The sequence below is a fragment of the Streptomyces sp. CB03238 genome, from assembly GCF_002099185.1.
GTDB lineage: Bacteria > Actinomycetota > Actinomycetes > Streptomycetales > Streptomycetaceae > Streptomyces.
On record NZ_NBCN01000004.1, the window covers coordinates 301,150 to 326,555 of the forward strand.

A 25,406-nucleotide genomic window follows, 5' to 3' on the forward strand; every position below is an offset into this window, starting at 1 on the left:
CGATGGGGCCGGCCACCCCCGTGCTTCGCGCCACCCCGACGAGACGAACCGACGAAGGACTCTTACACGTGAACATCCGCTCCCTCACTCGAGGCGATGGCGTGGTGATCGGAGCAGCGGTGGTGCTGTTCATCGCCTCGTTCCTCGGCCTCACCAGTTTCGACTGCCCCAGTGGGGTCGACTGCTCCGGCTTCGAGAAGACCAACGCCTGGGACAGCCTGGGCCTCTTGATGAGCATGTTCCTCTCCGGCGTCATCGGGGCGGCGCTGATCGTCGTCGGCCGGGGCATGCCCGGCCGCAAGATCGCGGGGATCGACCTGGGCCAGTTCGGTGTGGCCTTCTGCATCTTCGCGCTCTGGACGGCGTTCTGGACCATCATCGACATGGACGCCGACGCCGGCGCCGGCATGATCCTGGGCCTGCTGGCCACCATCGCGCTCGCCGCGGCCGCGGTCGCCGCTCCGCTCGTCCCGGCGCTCAAGGCCCCGCTCATGGGCGCGCCGCGGCCGCAGCAGCCGCAGCCGTACGGCGGGCAGCCGCAGGCCGGTTACGGCTACCCGGGCGCCCAGCAGCCGCCGTACGGCGGGCAGCCCGAGGGCGGTTACGGCTACCCCGGCGCGGCTCAGGGGGTCCAGCCGGCCCAGCCGCAGCCCGCGCAGGGTGGCCAGCAGCCGCAGCCGTCACAGGGCGGCGGTCAGGCCGCGCCCGCCTCGGACTTCGCGCCGTTCTGGTTCGCCGTTCCGGTGGCCCGTCCGCTGTACGCGGAGGACGGATCGCCGACGCCGATCGCGGAGCTGGCGCCGGGCACCTGGTACCTGGCGGTCGAGCAGCGCGGCCAGGGCCTGGTGGCCCAGACGCAGGACGGCCGCCGTGGCGTGCTCCAGGACACCACGGGCATCCAGCGCGGCTGACGCATCGTCGTAGGCGTACGGCCCCTCGCCCTTCCGGGCGGGGGGCCGTTCCCGTACAGTCGGGCCCACATAACTGACGTACCGTCAGAGACGAGGTGGCATGCGGCTCGGACTGGCACTCGGCTACTGGGGGCGCGGCCCGGACCCCGCCCACCTCGAACTGGCCCGCGAGGCCGAGCGGCTCGGCTACGACTCCGTGTGGACCTCCGAGGCGTGGGGCTCCGACGCGTTCACCCCCCTCACCTGGATCGCGGCGCACACCACCCGGATCCGGCTCGGTACGGCGATCGCGCAGATGGCCGCGCGGACACCGACCGCCACCGCCATGCACGCGCTCACCCTCGACCACCTCTCGGGCGGCCGGATGATGCTCGGGCTCGGCCTGTCGGGGCCGCAGGTCGTCGAGGGCTGGTACGGCCGCCCGTTCCCCGCCTCGCCGCTCACCGCGACACGCGAGTACGTCGACGTCGTCCGCCAGGTCCTGCGCCGCGAGGCCCCGGTGACGCTCGACGGCCGCTTCCACTCCCATCCGTACGCCGGCGAGGACGGCACCGGCCTCGGCAAGCCGCTCAAGCCGATCACCCACCCGCTCCGGGCAGACCTCCCGGTCCTGCTGGGCGCCGAGGGCCCGAAGAACATCGCCCAGACGACGAGGATCGCCGACGGCTGGCTCCCCCTGTACTGGTCGCCCTCGCACCCGGACGTGTACGACGTGAAAAACCTGCCCGACGGCTTCATGGTCGCGCCTCTGGCCCGCGCGCAGCTCTGCGACGACGTCACCGAGGGCCTGCTGCCCGTCAAGGCGATGCTCGGCTTCTACATCGGCGGCATGGGGCACACCACCCGCAACTTCCACGCCGACCTGATGGCCCGCATGGGGTACGAGGCCGAGGCGCGCCGCGTCCAGGAGCTGTTCGCCCAGGGCCGCCGCGACGAGGCGGTCCTCGCCGTCCCGGACGCCTTCGCGGACGAGATCTCACTGGTCGGTCCGCGCGAGCGCATCGCCGAGCGCCTGGAGCTGTGGCGCGCGGGCCCGGTCACCGACCTCCTGGTGACGTCCCCCGACGCGGCGACGCTGCGGGTGCTGGCCGACCTGACCACGTAACACCGCCTGGGGCAGGTCAAGAACAACCCTCGGCTGAACGGCGCGTCGCAGAACGGCAAGCCTTGGTGCAACGACCCGGTGGACGCCGCCTCCGGTGAGATGTACCTGCCGCAGACGGATCTGTCCTTGCCGGGGGTGCTGCCGCTGGTGCTCTCGCGCACCCATCTGTCGGGGTACCGCTTCGGCCACTGGTTCGGCCGCTCCTGGGCCTCGACGCTGGACGAACGGTTGCAGCTCGAGGGTGACGGCTCGGCGCTGTGGGCCCGTGAAGACGGCACCACGCTGCTGTACCGACGGCTGCCGGAGGCGGTCGGCGAAGAGGTCTGGCCGCAGGAGGGCCCGCGCCTGGCGCTGGTCCGCCTGGCGGTGGCGGACGGCGCACCGCCCGCCTTCGCCGTCCGCGACCCGCGCACCGGGTGGCTGCGGCGCTTCGCGGGGGCGGAGCCACCGACGGGTGTTTTCGACGCTGTGGGGCGTCACCGCCTGGAACCGCGACGCCTCGGCGTACACCCCGCTGCGCTTTCCCGGCCAGTACTTCGACCCCGAGACGCAGCTCCACTACAACCTCTTCCGCCACTACGACCCGGCCACCGGTCTCTACACCAGCCCGGACCCACTTGGCCTGGACGCGGGACCCGACCCGCACCGCTACGTGCTCAATCCCCTGCACGCCTTCGACTACTTCGGGCTGCAGCAGCTGTCGTGCAAGGAGAACGCGAAGCTGCTGCGCGAGCACATGACACACGAGGGCCGTGCGCCCTCCCCCGGACAGGCAGCGGCGCACCTGGTGCCCTCTGGAGGGTCGCGCCGCCTGTGGGCACCGGGCGCGAGGAGCCGTGCGCTGCTGGAGAGGTACCGTGTCAGCATCAATGACGCGGCGAACGGGGTGGGACTGACTTACCCGAAGCCACATAACTACACTCACCGCGGTGCGTTCCTCCAGTGACTCGACCGGCACCTCCACGAATTGGTCGAACGGATGACGGAAGAGGGCCGGGGTGCGCGAGCGATTCGCAGCGCGCTCCGGAAAGAGCTGCGCGCCATCGGTAATGAGGTCGTGGAGGAACTCAGGAGTGGCAAACCGAAGCAGGGTGCTGTATGGACGGCGTAATCATGGCTGACGTATCACGAGGCCCTCGGCGGGTGTACCGACTGCTGCCTGCCCTCGGTGAGTTCCGGACGCTGCTCTTCGACAGCTCCGTGCGGAAGGTCATGCGCTGGCAGCGGACTGGTGACTCCGCGGATCTGCCGCAGGATCTCAGGGCGGAATGGAACGGGAACCCGGCCCTCCGGGTGACCGAGTTCCCCTCCGGCTACACGGGAGCCTCAGCCGCCGCATCGCGGACGCCCTGCAGGACGACCTGCTGAAAGCCGGCAGGCTCGTACCTCTCCGTACCGATGACCTCGGCGCCGGGGAATTCCTGTTCTATGCCGTCGAGGCGGTCGTGGACTGTCTGGACGCCCGACGGTCCTCCAAGCCCAAGAAGGCCACCGGGCAGATCAAGCAAGCCGTCTTCCGGGCGAACGCCCTGCCCTGCGAACTGCCCGCCTTCCGCGTACCGGAATCCCCCCCAGGCGGTGTACTGGAACGGCTGGGGCGCCGACCGACTGGCCACGCTCCTCGGCGACGACCTCGAAGGGCGCCTGGTGTGGTCGGAGGACCCACAGCTCACCCCGCACCCTGATCCGATGGGGTTCTGAGCGGCAAGAGAGTCAGTGTCCAGTGAACGCGCCACCGGGGCGTTGCCGTACGGGTTTCAGGGGCGGCGGAGCGGCAACCCGTTGAGCATGTCTCCCCGTCACAGCAACGGAAGTCACCAGGCGGCGACCGCGGTCGCGGTGGTCGCCGATGTCATGGCCGCGATCATCGGCCTGTGGATCCTGATGTACCTGTTCGACGCCAACCGGGCCAACGACCTGGTGCAGTTCGTCCAGGAGGCGGCCCGCTGGCTGGCCGGCTGGTCGCATGATCTGTTCACGTTCGACGCGGCGTGGCTGCGGGTCGTGGCGGGCTACGGTCTCGCCGCGCTCGTGTACCTGCTCCTCGGCCACGCCCTCGCCGGCCGACTGCGCCGGTACTGAGGCACGGCACCACCACGCCGGCCGGCACCCGGAGCAGGTCCGGGTGCCGGCCGGCGTTCTCGTGGTTCAGCGGGCGGCGCCCCACGTGTGGGCGACGTCCACCACGAGGCGGTCGGACAGGTGGAGGACCCGGAACGGCAGCCGGGCGCGGACGCCGAGGCCGATCTGGGTGTCACCCTCGAAGCTGCCGACGAACCGGGTGTCCTTGAAGGTGCGGTACCCGGTGAGGTTCACACCGGGCAGCGGCTGGGCCACCTTCCCCCGGTACGTCTGTCCGCCGGTCTCGGGGTTGTAGCTGGGCGCGGCGATGCGCACTTCCAGGCGGGCTCCGCCGGCGACCGGGACGTACTGCCCTGAGCCGTCCTGGTACACCCGGTCGACGTACCTGACGTGGTAGCCGATCTTGCCGCTGCCGATGCCCGGCACGTGGAAGACCATGCGGTCGAAGCAGTCGTGGCGGCCGGTCCTGATGTCCACCAGGGAGGCGGTCGCGGCGCTGACGCCGGTCTTCTGGGCGCTGCCCCAGCCGGTGGGGCAGACAGCGGTGGTCTGCGTGGTCACTGCGGGGGCCGCCTCGGCGGGCACCGTCAGCATCCCGAATCCGGCGCCTGTGAGCAGGAGCGTCACCAGTGCCGTGGCGCGTCGTTTCATTGTTTTCCCCTGACGCTGGGCCTTTATTGTGTTGGACGATCGGGACAGCGGGATGGTTGCGGACGAATCGCCCGCAATACCGTCTCGATCGGTGAACTCGGGTACCCCGCCCCAAGGCTGGCGAATCCGGGCGGGGGCCGGTTCAGGCCATCAGGGCATCAGGCCATCACCGGCAGCAGTCCGGGGCCAGGCCGTGCGGCAGCCGCTCGCCGCCGAAGACCGCGGTCGTCGCCTCGTCCCCGCCCAGGGCGGCGACGGCCAGCAGCAGGGAGCCCGCCGTCCAGGTGGTGAGCTCCTCGGGCCAGAAGGCGCGGTTGCCCTCGAAGACGTACCCCGTCCAGTACATGCCACCGTCGGCGCGCAGGTGACCGATGGACTGGAGGATCTCCAGCGCGCGGTCGGACTCGCCCATCGCCCAGAGCGTCAGGGCCAGTTCGCAGCTCTCGCCGCCGGTGACCCAGGGGTTGGGCAGGACGCAGCGTACGCCGAGGCCGGGGACCACGAAGTCGTCCCAGGCGCTCTCGATGCGCTCCTTGGCGGCCGCGCCGGTGACGGCGCCGCCGAGGACGGGGTAGTACCAGTCCATCGAGTAGCGGTTCTTGTCGAGGAACCGCTCCGGGTGGTGGCGGATGGCGTGGGCGAGTGCGCCGGCGGCCAGCTCCCAGTCGGGCTGGGGCTCCTCGCGCTCCTCGGCGATGGCCAGGGCGCAGCGCAGCGCCTGGTGGATGGAGGAGGAGCCGGTCAGCAGCGCGTCGGTGACGGGCGTGCCGTCGGGCTCGCGCTTCCAGCCGATCTGGCCGCCGGGCTGCTGGAGCCGCAGCACGAACTCGACGGCCGCGTAGACGACGGGCCACATGCGGTCGAGGAAGGTGTCGTCGCCGGTGGAGAGGTAGTGGTGCCAGACGCCGACCGCTATGTAGGCGCAGAAGTTGGTCTCCCGGCCGTGGTCGGTGATCTGGGTGTGGTCGCCGTCGTGGTAGGCGGCGTACCACGAGCCGTCCTCGTTCTGGTGGCGGGCGAGCCACTCGTAGGCGCGGGCGGCCGCGTCGTGCTCGCCGGCCGTGTCCAGGGCCATGGCGGCCTCGGTGTGGTCCCACGGGTCGAGGTGGTGGCCGCGGAACCAGGGGATGGCGCCGTCCTCGCGCTGGACGCCGAGGATGCCGGCGACGGTCTCGGCGGCCTGCTCGGCGGTGAGGACGCCGGGCAGGACGAGGTGTTCGGTCCTCTCGGGGCTCGTCACGCGGTCTCGGCCTCGGCCTTCGGAAGGTGGGGCTTGGTCGCGTACGCCACGAAGCTCTTGCCCATGACCGGGTTGAGGGCCTGCTCGGCGAGGCGGGTGGCCAGGGGCTTCTTCATGATGTCCCAGACCAGCAGCTTGTGGTACGCGCGCACCGGCAGCGCCTTGTCGTTGTCGACGCCGAACGCGCACTTCAGCCACCAGTACGGCGAGTGCAGCGCGTGCGCGTGGTGGGTGCCGTACGGCTTGAGGCCGGCCTCGCGGATCTTGGCGAGCAGCTCGTCGGCCTTGTAGATACGGATGTGGCCGCCCTCGACCTCGTGGTACGCGTCGGAAAGTGCCCAGCAGACCTTCTCGGGGCCGTAGCGGGGGACGGTGACGGCGATGCGGCCGCCCGGCTTGAGGACGCGGACCATCTCGGCGAGGACGCCCTTGTCGTCCGGGATGTGCTCCATGACCTCGGAGATGATCACGACGTCGAACGACTCGTCGGGGAAGGGCAGGTTGAGCGCGTCGCCCTCCATGGCGGTGGCGGTCGCTCCGGCGGGCGCCTCCCCGGCCTCCTTCATGGCGGCGAACCACTTGGCGACCTCGCGGATCTCCTCGCCGTTCTGGTCGAGGGCGACGACCTGGGCTCCGCGCCGGTAGCACTCGAAGGCGTGCCGCCCGGCACCGCAGCCCAGGTCGAGGACGCGGTCGCCGGGGGCGAGCGGGAAGCGGGTGAAGTCGACGGTCAGCACGAGGACGGCCTGCTTTCACGGAGGGGGGAAGGTGTACGGGGGTGGGTCACCGGCGGGCTCCGCGCGCCGCGATGGCCTCGCGGTACAGCTCCGCCGTGCCCTGGGCCGCGCGGGCCCAGGTGAACCTGTCCAGCACCCGGGCGCGGCCGGCCGTGCCGAGGCGGGTGCGCAGTTCGGCGCCTGCGTCGCCGAGCAGCCGGCCGAGGGCCGCCGCGAGGGCGCCGGCGTCGCCGGGCGGGACGGCCAGGCAGGTCTCGCCGTCGGGGCCCGTGACCTCGGGGATCGCGCCGCCCGTGGTGGCGACCAGGGGCGTCCCGGTGGCCATGGCCTCGGCGGCGGGCAGCGAGAACCCCTCGTACAGCGAAGGTACGCACGCCACTTGGGCGCCCCGGTACAGGTCCACGAGCTCGGCGTCCGTGATGCCCTTGACGAACCGGACGGCGCCGTCGAGCCCGTACCGCTCGATGGCCTGCGCGACCGGCCCGTCCTCGGCGCGCCTGCCGACGACGACGAGGTGGGCGTCGGGGTTCTCGGTGCGGAGCTTCGCGAGTGCCTCGACGAGGTGGACGAGTCCCTTGAGCGGGACGTCGGCGCTGGAGGTGGTGACGATCCGGCCGGGCACTTCGGGGACGGCCGGGTCGGGGGACCACAGGTCGGTGTCGGCGCCGATGTGGACGACCCGGATGCGGTCCTGCCGTACGCCGAGGTGCTCGACGATCTCGTCGCGGGAGGTACCGGAGACGGTGAGTACGGAGGGGAGGCGACGCGCGACGCGCTTCTGCATGCGCGTGAAGGCGTACCAGCGGCGGACGGAGGCGCGGCGCTTCCAGTCCCGCGCGGCGTCGAGCTCCAGCTGCCGGTCCACCGTGATGGGGTGGTGGATGGTGGTGACGAGCGGGGCGCCGAGGTCGCCGAGGAGGCCGTAGCCGAGGGTCTGGTTGTCGTGGACGACGTCGAAGTCGCCGCGCCGGGCGGCCAGGTGGCGACGGGCGCGCAGCGAGAAGGTGAGCGGTTCGGGGAAGCCGCCGGTCCACATGGTGGCGACTTCGAGGGCGTCGATCCAGTCCCGGTACTCGTCGCGCTTCGGCGTGCGGAACGGGTCGGGCTGCCGGTAGAGGTCGAGACTGGCGAGCTCGGTGAGGGGGACGCCCTCGTCCAGTACGGGGTAGGGCTGGGAGCCGATCACCTCGACGCTGTGCCCGAGGCGGGCGAGTTCGCGCGACAGGTGACGTACGTAGACGCCCTGTCCGCCACAGAACGGGTTCCCCTTGTACGTGAGGAGCGCGATGCGCAGCGGGAGGTCGTCGCCCCCGGTGACACCGCCGCGGGGGCCTGCCTCTATGGCCTCAGCGGTCACTCGCGGCCCCCTTCTTGCCTGCGTTTCGCCGGAGCCTAACCGGTCGCGCTAATCTAGAACAAGTTTCAGACTTGATCGTCCAAGGAGCTTCGAATCTACCGGCAGGTAGCGCCGCTGTGAGGGCCGGAACAGGTGATTCACGCCACGGCGGGCGCCGCCGGGCGGTACCGGTCCGTGGGCACACCGGTACGCCATGGAACGGGACTACGGAACGGGACAGATGACAGCGGAAGACAGACCGGCGTCGCCGCCGCTCACCGAGCGCCAGGAGGCGCGCCGCCGCCGGATCCTCCACGCCAGCGCGCAGCTGGCCGGCCGGGGCGGCTTCGACGCGGTCCAGATGCGCGAGGTCGCCGAGGCCGCCGGGGTCGCGCTCGGCACGCTGTACCGGTACTTCCCGTCCAAGATCCACCTGCTGGTCGCCACCATGCAGGACCAGCTGGACCACCTGCACACGACGCTGCGCAAGCGCCCGCCGGCCGGGGAGTCCGCGTCCGAGCGGGTGGCGGAGACGCTGATGCGCGCCTTCCGCGCCCTCCAGCGCGAACCGCACCTCGCGGACGCGATGGTGCGGGCGCTGACGTTCGCGGACCGCAGCGTGAGCCCGGAGGTGGACACCGTGTCCCGGCAGACGACGGCGATCATCCTGGACGCGATGGGCCTGGAGCACCCGACGCCGCAGCAGCTCTCCGCGGTGCGGGTGATCGAACACACCTGGCACTCGGCGCTGATCACATGGCTGTCGGGCCGGGCGTCGATCGCCCAGGTGAAGATCGACATCGAGACGGCGTGCCGCCTGATCGACCTGACGACTCCGGACGCCCCGGGGGCCAGGCCCACCACCAGCCCGGCTTGAGCCGGGCTCGCCGCTCTGACGCCTCCACGGGCGGGGCGGTGCCGACTCCGTGCCCGTTGTGGGCAGTCGCCCCCGCCGGCCCCCGCCGCCTCCCGTTGTGGGCAGTCGTTCCGCTGGGGGTCCCCCAGGACGAAGTCCTAGGGGGAGGAACGGGTGGGCACAACGGAACGGGGCGGTGCCCTTGCGGCGACTCCATCCGGGGCGGTGCCTGCCGGTGGGGGTGGGGCGTGGCCCCTCCGGGCTCGTCTCTCCCCCAGAGGGGGCACCCCCACGAGGCCGGCGGCCTTGGGTACGGAACAAGGGAGCCCACCCGTCGCCGCCAACCTCTGCGGGGACGACCCTGCACGGCCCCACCCCGGCCGGTGGCCGGCTGAGGGCCGGTGGGGGCAGGGGCACGGCCCCACCCCGGTCGTCGGCCGGGTGCGGGCCGGTGGGAGCAGGGGCACGGCCCCACCCCGGCCGTACGCCGACTGCGGGCCGGTGGGAGACAAGGGCACGGCCCCACCCCGGTCGGTTCCCGGGTGCGGGTGTTACTGGGTGTTCTTGTTCTTCTCCAGGTCTTCCCGGAAGGCCTTCTCGCACGCCGGGCTGTTGTCCGTGGCGATGAACATGACGGTGACGAAGCCGCCCTGGCCGTGGTGGCTCGCCTTCAGCGTCCAGCCGCTCTTGGCCAGCGACTTGATCACCGAGCCCTTCTGGTCGAAGCTCTGCGACTCCTTCCAGCCGTTCTTGGCGAGGGCCGCGACCGTGTCGTCGTAGGACTTCTTCGCGTTGGTGGCCTTCTCGCCGTCGACCGCCCAGTCGACCATGCAGGACGCGAGGACCGGCGGGACGGCGTCCGAGGGCTTCTTGGTGAAGCCCGCCGCCGTCGCCGCGTCGCCGATCTCCTTGGTCACCGCCGCCGCGTCCAGGCTGCCGCCCTCCGCCTCCGCGCCCGCACCGGCCGGGGCCGAGGAGCCGGACGAGGGGCCCGTTCCCTTGTCCGGACCACCGCCGCCGCAGCCCGCGACCAGCAGCACCACACCGGCGGCCGCGGCCGCCCACTTCGCCTTGCGCACGAATCTCCCAATCCCGCGTGCACGTGGGCCCCTTGCCCCCGTGATCAAGGGAGAAGTTTCGCATGGTCGTGGTGGGCGGGCCGGGCAACGACGGGCGCCACGCGCCGTTCCTTCGCGGCTCCTTCACTCTTCGTCAGCAGGGAAGACCGGTTCACCGCCGTCCACCAGGGCGATCGTGATCGCCTCCACCGGGCAGCCCTCGGCCGCGGCGAGGATCCGCTCGTCGGCGTCGGTCTCGGGGGCCCGTGGCCGCGACTGGCGGGCCGCGTCGAGGGTGAAGCCGTCCGGGGCGTGGTGCACGCACATGCCGGAGCCGATGCAGACGTGTCGGTCGACCTCCACGTGCCAGCGGTCGCCCATCACCGTGCCTCGTGGCCGGCGGGGAGGTGGATCATCTTGTACTCCAGGTACGCGTCGTAACCCTCGGGTCCGAACTCCCGGCCCAGGCCCGAGTTCTTGTAGCCGCCGAACGGGCCCAGCATGTCCAGGCTGAAGGTGTTGACGTTGAAGGTGCCGGTGCGGACCTGGCGGGCGAAGTCGACGCCGTGTTCGACGTCGGCGGTCCACACGCTGCCGCTGAGGCCGTAGTCCGAGTCGTTGGCGATCTTCAGGGCCTCGGCCTCGTCCCCGTACGGCAGCAGGCAGATGACCGGGCCGAAGATCTCCTCGCGGGCGACGCGCATGTCGTTGTGGACGTCGCCGAAGAGGGTCGGCTCGACGTACCAGCCGCGCTCGTGGCCGGCCGGGCGGCCACCGCCGGCGAGGATCTTGGCGCCCTCCTCCTGGCCGATGCGGATGTAGTCGAGGGACCGCTGCTGCTGGCGCCGGGCGACGAGCGGGCCTACCTGGGTGGCCGGGTCGAGCGGGTCGCCGACCACCAGGGCGCCGGCCGCCGCGGCAAGGGCCTCGGCGAACTCGTCGTACCGGGAGCGCGGGGCGAGGATCCGGGTCTGGGCCACGCACGCCTGGCCGTTGTTCATCCAGGCGGCCGGGACGATCCCGGCTACGGCGGCCTCCAGGTCGGCGTCCGGCAGGACGACGGCCGCGGACTTGCCGCCCAGTTCCAGGGTGACGCGCGTCAGGTTGCGCGAGGCGACCTCCATCACGCGCTTGCCCGCCGTGACGGAGCCGGTGAAGGACACCTTGTCGACGCCGGGGTGGCCGACCAGGTACTCGCTGACCTCCCGGTCGGCGGGCAGGATCGACAGCACGCCCTCCGGCAGCCCGGCCTCCCGTGCGATGTCGGCCAGGATGTACGCGTCCAGGGGTGTCTCCGGCGACGGCTTGAGCACCACCGTGCACCCGGCCAGCAGCGCCGGGCCCAGCTTCGCCGCGGCCGTGAACTGCGGGACGTTCCACGGCACCACCGCCGCGACCACCCCGACCGGCTCGCGCCGTACCAGGATCGGGCCGAGGACGCCGGCGCGCTCCACTTCGTACGGGTGGTCGCGGGCGACCGTGATGGCCGCGTCCCACACCATCATCGCGCCGAGCGCCTGCGCGAGGACGCTCCACGAGTAGGGGGAGCCGTTCTGCGCGCTGACCGTCCGGGCGATCTCCTCGTGCCGTACGGCGATCGCGTCCTTGATACGGGTGACGACGGCGATCCGCTCGTCCAGGGACATCCGGGGCCAGGGCCCCTCGTCGAAGGCCCGGCGTGCCGCCGCCACCGCGCGGTCCACATCGGCCTGGGAGGCGTGCGGCACCCGGCCGATGATTTGCTCGGTGTGCGGCGAGGTCACGTCGATGACGTCATCGCCGAGGGGGTCGGCGAACTCGCCGCCGATGAACAGCTTTCCGTGCTCGACCAGCTCGGCCATGGCCGACCGCCTCCCGCAGTTTCTGACAGTGTTTCAGAACTGATACCAGTTCTAGTTATACTGGGCAATGGCCGTACCGCCGTGGGGAGATGAGGGCTCATGCCACCAGGACCGCAGGTACACGACCACGGCGGCGGCGTATCGAGCATCGCGGTCACCATCCCGGACAACCCCCTCGGCCACACCCTCGTCCACGTCGTCGACACCGACCGGGGCCCGGTCCTCGTCGACACGGGCTGGGACGACCCCGGCTCCTGGACGGAGCTGTGCGAGGGGCTCACCGCGCTGGGCACCTCCGTCCGGGACGTCCACGGCGTCCTCGTCACCCACCACCACCCCGACCACCACGGCCTGTGCGGCCGGGTCCGGGAGGCGTCCGGCGCCTGGATCGCCATGCACGCCGCCGACATCGCCGTCGTACGCCGCACCCGCGACGCCGAGCCGGGCGCCTGGCTCGACTACCTGCTGGCGAAGCTGACCGCCTCCGGCGCGCCCGACGAGCACACCGCCCCGCTGCGGTCCGCCCGCACCGGTGACCTCCCCCTGCCGCAGCCCGTCCTGCCCGACCGGGAGATCGCGCCCGGCGAGCTGCTCGACCTGGCGGGCCGTCGGCTGCGCGCGATCTGGACGCCCGGCCACACGCCCGGTCACGTCTGCCTGCACCTGGAGGAGGAGCACCCGGCTCGCCGGCCCGGCCATGGGCGGCTGTTCTCCGGCGACCACCTGCTGCCCGGGATCAGCCCGCACATCGGGCTGTACGAGGACCCCGACGACGCCACGGTCACGGATCCCCTGGGGGACTACCTGGACTCGCTGGAGCGGGTCGGCCGGCTCGGTGTCGCCGAGGTGCTCCCCGCCCACCAGCACGCCTTCACCGGCGCCGAGGAGCGGGTGCGGGAACTGCTCGCCCACCACGAGGAGCGGCTCACCGGCCTGGCCGGCCTGCTCACCACCCCGCTCACCCCCTGGCAGCTCGCCGAGCGCATGGAGTGGAACCGCCCCTGGGACCGCATCCCGTACGGCTCGCGCACCATCGCCGTCTCGGAGGCGGAGGCGCACCTGCGGCGGCTGGTGAAGCTGGGGCGCGTGGAGCCGGTGCCGGGCAGCGACCCCGTGACGTACCTGGCTGTATGACCCACCGGTAGAGTGAGCGGGTCGTCATCATGCCCGTACGGGGGGAAGCCGGTGAGAATCCGGCGCTGACCCCGCAACCGTGAACCGCCGTCTTCCCGGCGGTGAGCCGGATCGCCCCGTACGCGCACGTGTTCGGCTCGCGTCACCGGGAACGACTGCCCGGTGACCGGCACCGTCGAGGAATACGGAGCCGGAGCTTGGTGCCTTTCGCGTGCCGGTGCCCGGTTCCCGCAGGAAAGGCCACCGAAGCCATGACCACCGTTCGCGTCCGCCACGGCGCCGCGGCGCTCGCCGCCGCCGTGCTGCTGTCCGGGACCGGGACCGTCGCGTACGCGGCCCCCTCCCCCGCGCCGTCGCCGGTGATCCCCGCTGGCCTGTACGGCACGAAGGACCCGACGTACGACGGGGTGTGGCGGCAGTCGCTCGCCTTCATGGCCCAGCAGGTGTCCGGCGTCGAGCCGAACCGCAAGGCCGTGGACTGGCTGCTGAAGCAGCAGTGCGACAGCGGCGGCTTCGCCTCCTACCGCCCCGACCCGGCCAGGACCTGCGACCCGAAGACGCTGCTGGACACCAACGCCACCGCCGTCGCCGTACAGGCGCTGTCCGGAGTCGACAGGCCCGAGGCGGCGGAGCCCGGGACCGACCCGGTCAGCAAGGCCATGGGCGCGGGCGCCGCCTGGCTGAAGGGCGTCCAGAACAAGGACGGCGGCTGGGGCTACAACCCCGGCGCGCCCAGCGACGCCAACTCCACGTCCCTCGTCGTCAGCGCGCTCGCCGCGACCGGCCACCGGCCCGGCGAGATCCGGTCGAGCGGTGGGAAGACGCCGTACGACGCTCTGCTCGGCCTCGCGATCCCCTGCGACGCCAAGGAGGGCGCCGGCGCCTTCGCCTACCAGCCCGACCCGAAGAGCGGCGCGCTCGTCGCGAACGGCGACGCCACCGCCGCCGCCGTGCTCGCCGGGCTGGGCAAGGACCTCCAGACGCGGGGCGCCGAGCCGGAGCAGAAGCCGACCTGCGAGACCCCCGCCGAGCCGGCCGCCCAGCCGACGGCCGAGCGCGCCGCCCGCAACGGCGCCGCCTACCTGGCCACCGCGCTCGCCAGGAGCGGCCACCTGGACCTGCCGCCGATGCCAGGCGCCGCCGCCACCGCGCCCCAGCCGGACGTCGGCAACACGGCCGACGCCGTCATCGCCCTCGGCGCGGCCGGGCACATGGACCAGGCCGCCCCGGCCGTGGCCTGGCTGAAGAAGAACTCCGCGGCGTGGGCCAGGGAGAACGGCCCCGCCGCCTGGGCCCAGCTGGTCCTCGCCGCCCACACGGTGGGCGCGGACGCCCGCGACTTCGGCGGCGTCGACCTCGTACGGCAGCTCAACGCGACCGGTCCGGCGCCGAAGTCGCTGCCCCTGGAGGAGACGGAACAGCGGGAGACGGAGGAGGAGCCGGGCTTCAACGTCTGGCTTGCCGTCGCCGTCTTCCTGGTCGCCGGCATGGGCATCGGGTTCCTGCTCAGCGGCCGCAAGCGGGACCGGCAGCGGTGATGCGCGCCCGGATCGTGGTCCCGCTGCTCGCTGCCTGTGCCGTGCTGCTCGGCCTCGCCGGTCCCGCGCAGGCGACCGGCTACCGCTACTGGTCGTTCTGGGAGAGCGGTAAGGGCGGGACGTGGGTGTACGCCACGCAGGGTCCGGGCACCGCCCGGCCCGCCGACGGTGCCGTGACCGGCTTCCGGTTCGCGGTGAGCCCCGACTCCCAGAACGCCCCCCGGCCGCGCCGGGCACCCGACTTCGCCGCGATCTGCGGTTTTCCGCGAAGGACGGCACCAAGCGGGTCGGCCTGGTCATCGACTTCGGTACGGCGGCCGACGCTTCCACGTACGAGCCGGAGCCGCCGCCCGCGCTGCGCACCACCTGCGCGCAGGTGCGTACCGACGCGACGACCACTGACGCGCTCGCGACGGTCGCCAAGCCGCTGCGGTACAACAACCAGGGCCTGCTGTGCGCGATTGCCGATTACCCCAAGACGGGGTGCGGCGAGCTGGTGTCGTGGAGCCCCCCGCCGGGGGTCCCCCCGCTGGAGCCGGCCGGGTCTCCCGAGTCCCACCCCGTCATGGACCTCGAACCCGGCCCGTCGGTCGGGCTCGTCGCCGGTCTGGCCGCCGTCGCCGTCCTGGGTGCCGCCGCCGTGTGGCAGGCCCGCCGCCGTCGCCGGTGAACCTCCGCGCACCAGAGGCGAACCGCTCCAACGCCCTGCACGCGGGCGCGTGGTGGCTGTGGGCGCTGGGCCTGGCCGTCGCCGCGTCCCGCACGACCAACCCGCTGCTGCTGGGTCTGCTGGTCGGCGTGGCCGGGTATGTGGTGGCGGCCCGCCGCACCGATGCGCCATGGGCCCGCTCGTACGGGGCGTTCGTGAAACTGGGGCTGGCGGTGCTGGTTATCCGGCTGGTGTTCTCGGTGTTCCTCGGTTCGCCCATCCCCGGTACGCACCTGCTGGTGACACTGCCCGAAGTGCCGCTGCCCGCCTGGGCGCGGGGCGTGCGGATCGGCGGCTCGGTGACGGCCGAGCAGCTGGTGTTCGCGCTGTACGACGGGGCGAAGCTGGCCACGCTGCTGATCTGCGTGGGCGCCGCGAACGCGCTGGCGAACCCGGCGCGGCTGCTGAAGTCGCTGCCGGGTGCGCTGTACGAGGTGGGGGTCGCCGTGGTCGTCGCGATGACGTTCGCGCCGAACATGGTCGCCGATGTGGTGCGGCTGCGGACCGCGCGGCGGCTGCGGGGGCGGCCGACGGGCGGGGTGAAGGCGGTGCTCCAGGTGGGGCTGCCGGTGCTGGAGGGCGCGCTGGAGCGGTCGGTGGCGGTCGCCGCGTCGATGGACGCGCGGGGGTACGGGCGGACGGCGCCGGTGCCTCGCGGGGTGCGGCACGCGACGACGGTGCTGACGCTGGGCGGTCTGCTCGGGGTGTGCGTCGGGGCGTACGGCCTGCTGGCCGCTTCCGGGGGCGCGTACGCCGTGCCGCTCGTCGGGGCGGGGGTGGTCATGGCGCTGGCGGGGTTGCGGCTGGGTGGCCGCCGTTCGGTGCGTACCCGCTACCGGCCGGACCGGTGGGGTGCGCGGGCCTGGCTGGTGGCGGGGTCGGGGGCGGTGGTCGCGGCCTTGCTGGTCGCCTCGGACGCGGCTGCGCTGCACCCCGGTGTCGTTCCGCTCGCTGCGCCGGGGCTGCCGGTGTGGCCGGCGCTCTCCGTTCTGGTGGGTTTGCTGCCCGCGTTCGTGGCCCCGTTGCCGACCTCGTTGCCGAAGGAGTCCGTGTGATCCGGTTCGAGAACGTGACGGTGACGTACGCCGACGCCGGCGCGCCCACGTTGGAGGGTGTCGACCTGACCGTCCCGGAGGGCGAGCTGGTGCTGCTGGTGGGCCCGTCCGGGGTGGGCAAGTCGACGCTGCTGAACGCGGTGTCGGGCCTGGTCCCGCACTTCACGGGCGGCTCCCTGCGCGGCCGGGTCTCGGTCGCCGGCCGTGACACCCGTACCCACAAGCCGCGTGAACTGGCGGATGTCGTCGGCACCGTGGGCCAGGACCCGCTCGCGCACTTCGTCACCGACACGGTGGAGGACGAGCTGGCGTACGGCATGGAGTCGCTGGGCCTCGCGCCCGCGGTGATGCGGCGCCGGGTGGAGGAGACGCTGGACCTGCTGGGCCTGGCGTCGTTGCGGGACCGGCCGATCGCGACGCTGTCGGGCGGCCAGCAGCAGCGGGTCGCGATCGGTTCCGTGCTGACCCCGCACCCGAAGGTGCTGGTGCTGGACGAGCCGACGTCGGCGCTGGACCCGGCCGCGGCGGAGGAGGTCCTCGCGGTCCTCCAGCGCCTGGTCCACGACCTGGGCACCACGGTCCTGATGGCCGAGCACCGCCTGGAGCGGGTGGTCCAGTACGCCGACCGGGTCGCGCTGCTGGGCGCCGCCGGTGCCCCGGTGGTCCTGGGGCCCCCGGCCGACGTGATGGCCGTCTCCCCCGTCCACCCCCCGGTGGTCGCCCTCGGCCGCCTGGCGGGCTGGGACCCGCTTCCGCTGTCGGTCCGCGACGCCCGGCGCCGCGCGGGCGGGCTGCGGGAGCGGCTGGCCGGGCTTTCCCCCACCCCTCCCCCTACGCCTGGCGGCGTGGGGGGTCCCCCACTCCCCGAAACCGGGGGCAAGCCCCCGGCCCCCCAGGTGGCTGGGGGTACGGGGTACACCCAAGCCTCCAACGAGCGCGAGCGCTCCGCGCGGGAGGCGCCGTCCGGCGTGCGGGCGGCGCTGGGCCGCCTGCTGCGCCGACGCGACGCGACGGGGGCGGGCCCGCACGCAGGATCACCGGGCCGCGGCGAAGCCGCCGGACCCGCCGAGGGCTCCGGGGGCACGGAGCACCCCCACGACCACCACCCGGGGTCCGGGGCGGAGCCCCGGTTCGGGGAGTGGGGGTCCCCCCACGCCGCCAGGCGTAGGGGGAGGGGTGGGGGCGACGCCCCGCGCAGCGGCCTGCACCAGCCCGTCGCCGAGGTACGAAGGCTGGACGTGCGGCGCGGGCGGGTCGAGGCGCTGCGGGGTGTCGGCCTCACGGTGCGGGCCGGGGAGACCGTGGCGGTCATGGGCCGCAACGGGGCCGGGAAGTCGACCCTGCTCGGGGCGCTGGCCGGGATGGTCGAGCCGGCGGGCGGCAGCGTGCTCGTGGGTGGCCGGGTTCCGCACCGGACGCCGCCGCGCGAGCTGGTCCGGCAGGTGGGACTCGTACCGCAGGAGCCGCGTGGTCTGCTGTACGCGGACACCGTGGCGGCCGAGTGCGCGGCCGCCGACGCCGACGCGGGCGCCGAGCCGGGGGCCTGCCGGGCTCTGGTGTCGGAGCTGCTGCCGGGCGTGCAGGACGGCACCCATCCCCGGGACCTGTCGGAGGGGCAGCGGCTCGCCCTGGCCCTGGCGGTCGTGCTGACCGCCCGGCCTCCGCTGCTGCTGCTCGACGAGCCGACCCGGGGGCTGGACTACGCGGCGAAGGCCCGGCTGGCCGGCGTCCTCACGGGCCTGGCCGCCGACGGGCACGCCATCGTGATGGCGACGCACGACGTGGAGCTGGCCGCCGAGCTGGCGCACCGCGTGATCATCCTGGCGGACGGGGAGGTCGTCGCGGACGGGCCGACCCATGAGGTCGTCGTCTCCTCGCCCGCCTTCGCCCCGCAGGTGGCGAAGATCCTGGCGCCGCAGCCGTGGCTGACCGTCTCGCAGGTGGAGGCGGCCCTGTGACCGCCCGTCCGGTGCGGCTCGGGCCCCGCTCGGTCGCCGCCCTCGTACTGATCAGCGCCATCGGGGTGGTCGCCTTCGGCTGGCCGCTCCTCGCGGACGGCACGTCCGTCCTGGCGGGCCGGTCCCAGGACGCGCCGTGGCTGCTGGCCGTGCTGCTGCCGCTGCTGGTGGCCGTGGTGGTAGCGACGATCGCCGACTGCGGCATGGACGCCAAGGCGGTGGCGATGCTGGGCGTACTGGCGGCGGTCGGCGCGGCGCTGCGCCCGCTGGGGGCCGGGACGGCGGGCCTGGAGCCCATGTTCTTCCTGATGGTGCTGAGCGGCCGTGTCCTCGGCCCCGGGTTCGGTTTCGTGCTGGGTGCGGTGACCATGTTCGCGTCGGCGCTGCTGACCGGCGGGGTGGGGCCGTGGATGCCGTTCCAGATGCTGTCGATGGGCTGGTTCACGATGGGCGCCGGGCTGTTGCCGGGCCCGGTGCGGCTGCGCGGCCGGGGTGAGCTGCTGATGCTGTCGCTGTACGGGGCGGTGGCGGCGTTCGCGTACGGGACCGTGATGAACCTCCAGGGCTGGGTGACCCTGCAGGGCATGGGCAGCGGGATCTCGTTCCATCCCGGTGACCCGCTGCACGAGAACCTGGTCCGGTTCCTGGCGTACTGCGCGGCGACGTCGCTCGGCTGGGACCTGGGGCGGGCGGTGCTCACCGTCGTCCTGGTCCTGACCATCGGATCGACGGTTCTGAAGGCGCTGCGCCGTACGACTCGGCGGGCGGCCTTCGAGGCGCAGGTCACATTCGAAGGCGCCGAAAGGGCCTGAAAGGGTCCTGTGAGGGTGAGCCGCCCCACAGGACGTAGGTCACATACGAGGGACGATAGTGGGCCAAATCGGACAGCCGTCCGGCCCGTGGCCACCCGTGTCGACCTGCACTGATCGCTTTCGGGGGCAGCGAGTCCTTCCGGCCCGCACTCCGGCTCCGCCTAGTAACAGGGGTCCTTGCAGCGGCGGAACCGCCCTGTTTCTCTGGTGATGTCGCCGGGCGCAGCTCGCATCGCAGCGCCCCTGGCAGCCCCGTTCCCCCCGCCTCTGGCGTGGTTCGGCATGCCTGTGCGACGCCCCATGTCCCCGACGTTAGGTCACCTACGTGTTCCGCTCGCTCGTCAGCCGTTTCTCCGCCCGTCCCAAGTCCCTCGCCGCCGGCGCCGCCGTGCTGCTGGGCGCCACCGGTGCCGCGACTACATGAACGACCGCTACGGCAGCCCGTGCGGTGCCTGGAACTTCTGGCAGGCCAACGGCTGGTACTGAGCCACACCCAGCAGATGACGACGCAGGCCCCGGTGAACGACGTTCACCGGGGCTTCCCCGTTTCCAGGAGCGTCACAGCCGCTGGATGATCGTGCCCGTCGCCAGCCCGCCGCCCGCGCACATCGTGACGAGCGCGAACTCCTTGTCGGCCCGCTCCAGTTCGTGCAGCGCGGTGGTGATGAGCCGCGCGCCCGTCGCGCCCACCGGGTGACCGAGGGCGATGGCTCCGCCGTTCACGTTGACCTTCTCCAGGTCCTGGTCGAAGACCTGGGCCCAGCTGAGCACCACGGAGGCGAAGGCCTCGTTGATCTCGACGAGGTCGATGTCCTTGAGCGACATCCCGGCCTTGCCGAGGACCGCGCGGGTGGCGTCGATGGGCCCGTCGAGGTGGAAGTGCGGGTCGGAGCCGACGAGGGCCTGGGCGACGATCCGGGCGCGGGGTTTCAGTTTCAGTGCCCGGGCCATCCGCTTGGACGCCCACATCAGGGCGGCGGCGCCGTCGGATATCTGGGAGGAGTTCCCGGCGGTGTGGACGGCGGTCGGCATGATGGGCTTGAGCCGGGCGAGCGCTTCCATGCTGGTGTCGCGCAGCCCTTCGTCGCGGTCGACGAGCCGCCACATGCCCTGCCCCTCGCGCTGCTCCTCCTCCGTGGTCGGCACCTGGACGGCGAACGTCTCGCGCTTGAAGCGTTCCTCCGCCCACGCGGTGGCGGCGCGCGCTTGCGACAGCAGCCCGAGGGCGTCCACCCGCTCCCGGGTCAGGCCCCGGTGGCGGGCGATGCGCTCGGCGGCCTCGAACTGGTTGGGCAGGTCGACGTTCCACTCGTCGGGGAAGGGCTTGCCGGGCCCGTGCTTGGAGCCGCTGCCGAGCGGTACGCGGGACATGGCCTCGACGCCGCAGCTGATGCCGACGTCGATGACACCGCAGGCGATCATGTTGGCGACCATGTGGGCGGCCTGCTGCGAGGAGCCGCACTGGCAGTCGACGGTGGTGGCGGCGGTCTCGTAGGGCAGGCCCATCGCGAGCCAGGCGGTGCGGGCGGGGTTCATGGACTGTTCGCCGGCGTGGGTGACCGTACCGCTGACGATCTGTTCGACGCAGTCGGCGTGGATGCCGGTGCGGCCGAGGAGTTCGCGGTAGGTCTCGCCCAGGAGGTAGGCGGGGTGGAGGTTGGCGAGTGCGCCTCCACGCTTCCCGATGGGGGTGCGTACGGCTTCGACGATGACGGGTTCCGCGGCCATGAGCTCGTCCTCTCCTCGCCCGCCCGCGAGGCGTCCCGGCGCCCGCGCGGGGGGCTGTGTGTGGTCGGGGACACCCCCCAGCCCCCGGACTCGAACTAGTACGCGTTCTAGTTCTTCCCTCAGTCTGATGAGGGCTACCGCGGGTACGCAAGGGTCGTGCACACAACGGAAGACCCCATGGCTCTTGCCACTTGGGGAACCCGTTACTACCTTTCGGACAATTCTGATGGGCCGTCAGACATGGAGATCGCCGATGACCTGCCCCCATCTCCCCCCGCTGCCCCCGGGGTTCGACTTCACCGACCCCGACCTCCTCCAAGCCCGCGTCCCGCTGCCCGAGTTCGCCGAGATGCGGCGGACCGCCCCGGTCTGGTGGTGCGCGCAGCCGCGCGGCATCTCCGGGTTCGACGACGAGGGGTACTGGGCGGTGACCCGGCACGCCGACGTCAAGTACGTCTCCACGCACCCGGAGCTGTTCTCGTCGAACACCAACACCGCGATCATCCGGTTCAACGAGAGGATCAGCCGCGACCAGATCGACGCCCAGAAGCTGATCATGCTGAACATGGACCCGCCCGAGCACACCCGGGTCCGCCAGATCGTCCAGCGCGGCTTCACGCCCCGCGCGATCCGGTCCCTGGAGAACGCCCTGCGCGACCGGGCCCGCTCCATCGTCCGGACGGCGACCGAGAACGCGGGCGACGACGGCTCCTTCGACTTCGTCACCAACATCGCCGTCGAACTGCCGCTCCAGGCCATCGCCGAGCTGATCGGCGTGCCCCAGGAGGACCGCGTCAAGATATTCGACTGGTCCAACAAGATGGCGGCGTACGACGACCCCGAGTACGCCATCACCGAGGAGGTCGGCACCGAGGCGGCCATGGAGATCGTCTCGTACGCGATGAACCTGGCCGCCGCCCGCAAGGAGTGCCCGGCCAAGGACATCGTCTCCCAGCTGGTCGCGGCGGAGGACGAGGGCAACCTCGCGAGCGACGAGTTCGGCTTCTTCGTCATCCTGCTCGCGGTGGCGGGCAACGAGACCACCCGCAACGCCATCAGCCACGGCATGCACGCCTTCCTCACCCACCCCGAGCAGTGGGAGCTCTACAAGCGGGAACGCCCCCGGACGACGGCCGAGGAGATCGTCCGCTGGGCCACCCCCATCGTCTCCTTCCAGCGCACCGCCACCCAGGACCTGGAGTTCGGCGGCCAGAAGATCAAGGCGGGCGACCGGGTCGGCCTCTTCTACTCCTCCGCCAACAACGACCCCGACGTCTTCGACCACCCCGAACGCTTCGACATCACCCGCGACCCCAACCCCCACCTCGGCTTCGGCGGCGGAGGCCCGCACTTCTGCCTCGGCAAGTCCCTCGCCGTCCTGGAGATCGACCTCATCTTCAACGCCATCGCCGACGGCCTGCCCGGCCTCCGCCTCACGGGCGACCCGCGCCGGCTGCGCACGGCCTGGCTGAACGGCATCAAGGAGCTCCAGGTCAGCCTCGGCCCCCGTACCTCTTGAGTCCTGCCCATGCCCACTGAAAAGGTGGGTGCGACCAATACGTCGCAACGGGATCGGTGGGCACATGGGCGAGGAACAACTGAATCAGCAGCACGGGGAGCGTCCGGAGCGTCTGGCGGTCACCGAGCGGACCCGGCACCGGAGGCTGCGGGAGAAGGGCAGCACCCTGCGCTCCGACCTGGACGACATCCTGCGCGCCGGATTCGTCTGCCACCTCGCCGTGGTCGTCGACGGGGCACCGCTGGCCGTACCGACCGTCTACGGCGTGGACTTCGACGCCCGCGTGCTCTACCTGCACGGCTCCGTCGCCAGCCGCAGCCTCGTCCAGTCCCCCGGCGCCCCCGTGTGCGTCACCGTCACCCACGTCGACGGGCTGGTCCTCGCCCGTTCCGTCTTCGAGCACGGCGTCAACTACCGCTGCGCCATGGTCCACGGCACCCCGCGCCGCATCACCGACCGCGAGGAGCTGCTGCACGGGCTGCGGGTGCTGACCGAGAACTGCGCACCGGGGCAGTGGGAGTACGCGCGTACGCCCAGCAGGAAGGAGCTGGCGGCCACGTCGCTGCTCGCCCTGCCGCTCGACGAGGCGTCGGTGAAGATCGCGGCGGGCCCGCCGGACGACGGGGACGGCCCGGACGCCGAGCTGGGCCTGTGGGCCGGGGTCGTCCCGTACCAGCCGGTCTTCGGCGCCCCCGAGCCCGACCCGCTGCTGCCCGCCGGCCTGCCGGTGCCCGCGCACATCGCGGCCCTCACCGGGCGTGGATGACTCCCCGCGCGCGGTGGCGTGACATACGTTCGGCTGCATGAGCCAAGAGCGATGGACCGCCGTGGACGACTACCTCACCGACATGCTCGCGCCCGCCGACGAGGCACTGGCCGCCGCGCTCGCCGACAGCGACGCGGCGGGCCTGCCGGCGATCGGCGTGACGCCGCCCCAGGGGAAACTGCTGCACCTGCTGGCCCGTACGCAAGGTGCGCGCACGATCCTGGAGATCGGCACGCTCGGCGGCTACAGCACCATGTGGCTGGCCCGCGCGCTGCCGGCGGACGGCAGGCTGATCTCGCTGGAGTACAACCCGGAGCACGCCGGCGTCGCCCGCGCGAACCTCGCCCGGGCGGGGCTGGACAAGGTGGCCGAGGTACGGACGGGCGCGGCCCTCGACACGCTGCCGAAGCTGGCCGAGGAGGGCGCGGGCCCGTTCGACCTGGTCTTCATCGACGCCGACAAGCCCAACAACCCACGGTACGTGGAGTGGTCGCTGCGGCTGACCCGGCCGGGCAGCCTGATCATCGTCGACAACGTGGTACGCGGCGGCGCGATCACCGACGAGACGTCGACGGACCCGTCGGTGATCGCGACGCGCGAGATGTTCGACCTCGTCGCCCGCGACCCCCGTCTGGACGCCACGGCGCTCCAGACGGTGGGCGGAAAGGGCTACGACGGAATGCTGCTGGCCCGCGTGGCGGCCTGAGCGGCCGTCATACCCGCAGCAGCCGCTCGGCCATGGCGCGGTACGCCTGGAGCGTGACGCGCAACTGCTCGGTGTCCGGCTCGTGTTCGCCGTCCCCGTCCCAGTCGGCCCGCAGCGCGCGGCGGTGCTCGGTCAGGGCTTCCGTAAGGCGGTCGGCAGCCGCGTCCAGCACGGCGGCGGCCTCCTCCACGGACCGGTGCGGGCTCTCGACGAAGCCGGTCAGCGCCTGCTGCATGCGCGAGCCGAGCTCGTCGCGCACCCCCCGCGCCACCAAGGGCTCCGACACCCCGGCCACCGAGCCGGAGCCCCCGACCCGGGGCGGGGTGTCGGGCCCGGGCGGGGTGGCGGGCCCGGTTGCGGTTCGGGCGCCGGCCCCGGGCGGGGCGCCGGCTCCGGGCGGGGTCTCGGGGCTGGTCGGGGCGCCGGCTCCGGTTCCGGTTGGGGTGCCGGTTCCGGGTGGGGCGCCGGGCTCGGTTGCGGTGTCGGGCTTGGCCCCGACGGGGCCGCCATAGGGGACGCGGCGACCATGCGCCCCGTCCTGCTCCGTCGGCGCACCGGCGCCCTGCGGCGCGCGAGCACCCGTCGGGACGCCGGCCGCGTTGGCGGCGTCCGGCGCCACGGGGCTGCCGGTCGCCGGCCGGTCACCGGCCCCGTGCGGCGCGCGGGCAGCCGTGTGGGCGTCCGCCGCCGTCGGGGCACCCGGCCCCGCCGGGGCGCTCCCCGCGTACGGGGCCCGGGCAGCGGTCGGGGTTCCTGCTCCAGTGGGGGCGACGGGGCCGCCGTACGGGGCGCTGACGCTGCCCGGAACGGGACCGCTGTGCGGGGCGTCCGGCCCCTGCGCGTCGGGTGTGCCGTGCCGGGTGCGGGATGCGGCCGGGCCGGTCGGGCCGGTCGGGTCGGTGGGGTTCTGCGGGGGCATCAGGCGCCACTCCCCTTCGGCCAGGGCGCGTGGACCCGGTGGCCGCGGGCGGCCGGGCGGCGCGGGGCGTGGCGGGCGTGGTCCTCGGGCTGTGCGGTGACCAGCGCCTCGAACAGCCGCCGCGCGTCGACCATCGCGGCACGCAGCTCCTCAGTGCCGGCGCCGGTACCGGCACTGGTACCAGTACCGGCGTCCGCGCGGGCGGTGCGGTGCACGCGCCGGTAGCCGTCGACGTAGTGGGCGTGGTGCACGGACAGCGCGGCCACCTGCTCCTCGTACGCGGAGGCCGCCGGGAAGCCGCGGTCCTCGGCCAGCCGGGCCAGCAGCCGGTCCGCCTCGGCGACGGCCTGGCGCGGCGCGTCGACGAACTGCTCCTGGAGGCCCGCCCACAGGGCCACGTACTGTTCGCGGGCCTCACGCGACAGCGGCCGCGGCCGCAGGTCGCCGTGGCGCGTGACGCGCTCGGCGAGTTCACGTTCGGCGGCCTTGGTGTCGCCGTCGTGCAGGGCGACCGTCCGCTCGTACTCGGGGCCGAACCGCCGCTTCAGCCCGCGGCCGCGCCTGCCGGACGCCTTGCCGGGGCCCACGTACAGGACCGCGGCGACCACGGCGGCGAAGACGACGACCAGAGCGACGACGATCAGGACAGTGGACATGACTGTCTCCCCTCGATCCGGGGGTCGGGGTTTCTTCGTGACTGTTCGACGGGCGTGTTGCCGCTATCCCATTGGCCAAACGGTCCGCC

At 72.9% G+C, this 25,406-nt stretch carries 25 protein-coding genes, 3 pseudogenes and 1 riboswitch; of the genes and pseudogenes, 17 read left to right on the forward strand and 11 right to left on the reverse strand.

The annotated features are described in order from the left end of the window. Window positions 1-101: 101 nt before the first annotated feature. The 5 genes and pseudogenes from BKD26_RS08625 to BKD26_RS41225 all read left to right on the forward strand — a co-directional run bounded on the left by BKD26_RS08625 (window position 102) and on the right by BKD26_RS41225 (window position 2,962). Window positions 102-911 (forward strand): hypothetical protein, encoded by an 810-nt coding sequence (locus BKD26_RS08625; protein WP_241518580.1) that lies wholly within the window; start codon window positions 102-104, stop codon window positions 909-911. Between the two features lie 100 nt (window positions 912-1,011). Beyond that, the gene (locus BKD26_RS08630; RefSeq protein ID WP_084897233.1) at window positions 1,012-2,016 is read left to right on the forward strand and encodes an LLM class F420-dependent oxidoreductase; all 1,005 of its coding nucleotides are present in this window, start codon (window positions 1,012-1,014) and stop codon (window positions 2,014-2,016) included. Window positions 2,017-2,088: 72 nt separating this feature from the next. Next, window positions 2,089-2,370: pseudogene (locus BKD26_RS41215) on the forward strand (DUF6531 domain-containing protein); the annotation flags it as partial. 106 nt (window positions 2,371-2,476) lie between these two features. Then, a pseudogene (locus BKD26_RS41220) lies at window positions 2,477-2,707 on the forward strand (RHS repeat-associated core domain-containing protein); the annotation flags it as partial. A gap of 45 nt (window positions 2,708-2,752) precedes the next feature. Beyond that, complete coding sequence (locus BKD26_RS41225) at window positions 2,753-2,962, forward strand: AHH domain-containing protein (protein ID WP_241518592.1); 210 nt, start codon at window positions 2,753-2,755, stop codon at window positions 2,960-2,962. 367 nt (window positions 2,963-3,329) lie between these two features. On the opposite strand, the gene BKD26_RS40845 is transcribed toward BKD26_RS41225, so the two are convergent. Next, window positions 3,330-3,632, reverse strand: coding sequence for a hypothetical protein (locus tag BKD26_RS40845; protein WP_206603678.1), 303 nt, complete (start codon window positions 3,630-3,632; stop codon window positions 3,330-3,332). 172 nt (window positions 3,633-3,804) lie between these two features. Between BKD26_RS40845 and BKD26_RS08645 the strand changes: the two genes are divergently transcribed. Further along, a complete protein-coding gene (locus BKD26_RS08645; protein WP_084897234.1) occupies window positions 3,805-4,098 on the forward strand; it encodes a hypothetical protein in 294 nt (97 codons plus the stop codon). 66 nt (window positions 4,099-4,164) lie between these two features. On the opposite strand, the gene BKD26_RS08650 is transcribed toward BKD26_RS08645, so the two are convergent. From BKD26_RS08650 to BKD26_RS08665, 4 genes are all read right to left on the reverse strand, one after another. After that, window positions 4,165-4,692: a hypothetical protein gene (locus BKD26_RS08650; RefSeq protein WP_084897394.1), complete on the reverse strand. Its 528-nt coding sequence runs from the start codon at window positions 4,690-4,692 to the stop codon at window positions 4,165-4,167. Between the two features lie 223 nt (window positions 4,693-4,915). Then, window positions 4,916-5,989 (reverse strand): prenyltransferase/squalene oxidase repeat-containing protein, encoded by a 1,074-nt coding sequence (locus BKD26_RS08655; RefSeq protein ID WP_084897235.1) that lies wholly within the window; start codon window positions 5,987-5,989, stop codon window positions 4,916-4,918. After that, the gene (locus BKD26_RS08660) at window positions 5,986-6,726 is read right to left on the reverse strand and encodes a class I SAM-dependent methyltransferase (RefSeq protein ID WP_084897236.1); all 741 of its coding nucleotides are present in this window, start codon (window positions 6,724-6,726) and stop codon (window positions 5,986-5,988) included. Before BKD26_RS08660 ends, BKD26_RS08655 begins: the two co-directional genes overlap by 4 nt. A 46-nt stretch (window positions 6,727-6,772) precedes the next feature. Continuing rightward, entirely contained in the window at window positions 6,773-8,083 is a 1,311-nt protein-coding gene (locus BKD26_RS08665) for a glycosyltransferase family 4 protein (RefSeq protein ID WP_084897237.1), read from the reverse strand. Between the two features lie 220 nt (window positions 8,084-8,303). Between BKD26_RS08665 and BKD26_RS08670 the strand changes: the two genes are divergently transcribed. Then, window positions 8,304-8,939, forward strand: coding sequence for a TetR family transcriptional regulator (locus tag BKD26_RS08670; RefSeq protein WP_084897238.1), 636 nt, complete (start codon window positions 8,304-8,306; stop codon window positions 8,937-8,939). Between the two features lie 530 nt (window positions 8,940-9,469). On the opposite strand, the gene BKD26_RS08675 is transcribed toward BKD26_RS08670, so the two are convergent. From BKD26_RS08675 to BKD26_RS08685, 3 genes are all read right to left on the reverse strand, one after another. Then, entirely contained in the window at window positions 9,470-9,997 is a 528-nt protein-coding gene (locus BKD26_RS08675) for a hypothetical protein (protein ID WP_084897239.1), read from the reverse strand. Between the two features lie 123 nt (window positions 9,998-10,120). Beyond that, window positions 10,121-10,357, reverse strand: coding sequence for a ferredoxin (locus BKD26_RS08680; RefSeq protein ID WP_084897240.1), 237 nt, complete (start codon window positions 10,355-10,357; stop codon window positions 10,121-10,123). Further along, a complete protein-coding gene (locus BKD26_RS08685; RefSeq protein WP_084897241.1) occupies window positions 10,357-11,817 on the reverse strand; it encodes an aldehyde dehydrogenase in 1,461 nt (486 codons plus the stop codon). Before BKD26_RS08685 ends, BKD26_RS08680 begins: the two co-directional genes overlap by 1 nt. Window positions 11,818-11,916: 99 nt before the next feature. On the opposite strand from BKD26_RS08685, the gene BKD26_RS08690 reads away from it, so the two are divergent. The 7 genes and pseudogenes from BKD26_RS08690 to BKD26_RS41230 form a co-directional block, all read left to right on the forward strand. Continuing rightward, a complete protein-coding gene (locus BKD26_RS08690) occupies window positions 11,917-12,951 on the forward strand; it encodes an MBL fold metallo-hydrolase (RefSeq protein ID WP_084897242.1) in 1,035 nt (344 codons plus the stop codon). Between the two features lies 1 nt (window position 12,952). Continuing rightward, a riboswitch (cobalamin riboswitch) is annotated at window positions 12,953-13,086 on the forward strand. A 116-nt stretch (window positions 13,087-13,202) separates the two neighbouring features. Next, entirely contained in the window at window positions 13,203-14,489 is a 1,287-nt protein-coding gene (locus BKD26_RS08695) for a prenyltransferase/squalene oxidase repeat-containing protein (RefSeq protein ID WP_084897243.1), read from the forward strand. Window positions 14,490-14,610: 121 nt separating this feature from the next. Continuing rightward, the gene (locus tag BKD26_RS08700; RefSeq protein ID WP_347104517.1) at window positions 14,611-15,159 is read left to right on the forward strand and encodes an SCO2322 family protein; all 549 of its coding nucleotides are present in this window, start codon (window positions 14,611-14,613) and stop codon (window positions 15,157-15,159) included. Next, the gene (locus BKD26_RS08705) at window positions 15,132-16,253 is read left to right on the forward strand and encodes an energy-coupling factor transporter transmembrane component T (RefSeq protein ID WP_084897244.1); all 1,122 of its coding nucleotides are present in this window, start codon (window positions 15,132-15,134) and stop codon (window positions 16,251-16,253) included. The genes BKD26_RS08700 and BKD26_RS08705 overlap by 28 nt, the downstream gene beginning before the upstream one ends. Beyond that, entirely contained in the window at window positions 16,250-18,211 is a 1,962-nt protein-coding gene (locus tag BKD26_RS08710; RefSeq protein WP_084897245.1) for an ABC transporter ATP-binding protein, read from the forward strand. Before BKD26_RS08705 ends, BKD26_RS08710 begins: the two co-directional genes overlap by 4 nt. After that, window positions 18,208-19,023, forward strand: a complete 816-nt coding sequence (locus BKD26_RS08715; RefSeq protein WP_179166470.1) for an ECF transporter S component — start codon at window positions 18,208-18,210, stop codon at window positions 19,021-19,023. The genes BKD26_RS08710 and BKD26_RS08715 overlap by 4 nt, the downstream gene beginning before the upstream one ends. A 414-nt stretch (window positions 19,024-19,437) precedes the next feature. Further along, window positions 19,438-19,509, forward strand: a pseudogene (locus tag BKD26_RS41230) (lytic transglycosylase domain-containing protein); the annotation flags it as partial. Window positions 19,510-19,581: 72 nt separating this feature from the next. On the opposite strand, the gene BKD26_RS08725 reads toward BKD26_RS41230, so the two are convergent. Further along, complete coding sequence (locus BKD26_RS08725; RefSeq protein ID WP_084897248.1) at window positions 19,582-20,751, reverse strand: steroid 3-ketoacyl-CoA thiolase; 1,170 nt, start codon at window positions 20,749-20,751, stop codon at window positions 19,582-19,584. A 253-nt stretch (window positions 20,752-21,004) separates the two neighbouring features. Here BKD26_RS08725 and BKD26_RS08730 point away from each other — a divergent pair, with 253 nt between their 5' ends. The 3 genes from BKD26_RS08730 (at window position 21,005) to BKD26_RS08740 (ending at window position 23,742) form a co-directional block, all read left to right on the forward strand. Continuing rightward, the gene (locus BKD26_RS08730) at window positions 21,005-22,270 is read left to right on the forward strand and encodes a cytochrome P450 (RefSeq protein WP_084897249.1); all 1,266 of its coding nucleotides are present in this window, start codon (window positions 21,005-21,007) and stop codon (window positions 22,268-22,270) included. 64 nt (window positions 22,271-22,334) lie between these two features. Beyond that, window positions 22,335-23,036 carry a pyridoxamine 5'-phosphate oxidase family protein gene (locus BKD26_RS08735; RefSeq protein ID WP_084897250.1) on the forward strand — a complete coding sequence of 234 codons (702 nt, stop codon included), beginning with the start codon at window positions 22,335-22,337 and terminating at the stop codon, window positions 23,034-23,036. 37 nt (window positions 23,037-23,073) lie between these two features. Next, a complete protein-coding gene (locus tag BKD26_RS08740; RefSeq protein WP_084897251.1) occupies window positions 23,074-23,742 on the forward strand; it encodes an O-methyltransferase in 669 nt (222 codons plus the stop codon). A gap of 7 nt (window positions 23,743-23,749) precedes the next feature. Here BKD26_RS08740 and BKD26_RS39035 read toward each other — a convergent pair whose 3' ends face one another. Beyond that, window positions 23,750-24,661 carry a hypothetical protein gene (locus BKD26_RS39035; RefSeq protein WP_107417796.1) on the reverse strand — a complete coding sequence of 304 codons (912 nt, stop codon included), beginning with the start codon at window positions 24,659-24,661 and terminating at the stop codon, window positions 23,750-23,752. After that, window positions 24,661-25,317 carry a hypothetical protein gene (locus BKD26_RS08755; protein WP_084897254.1) on the reverse strand — a complete coding sequence of 219 codons (657 nt, stop codon included), beginning with the start codon at window positions 25,315-25,317 and terminating at the stop codon, window positions 24,661-24,663. The genes BKD26_RS39035 and BKD26_RS08755 overlap by 1 nt, the downstream gene beginning before the upstream one ends. Window positions 25,318-25,406 lie beyond the last annotated feature (89 nt).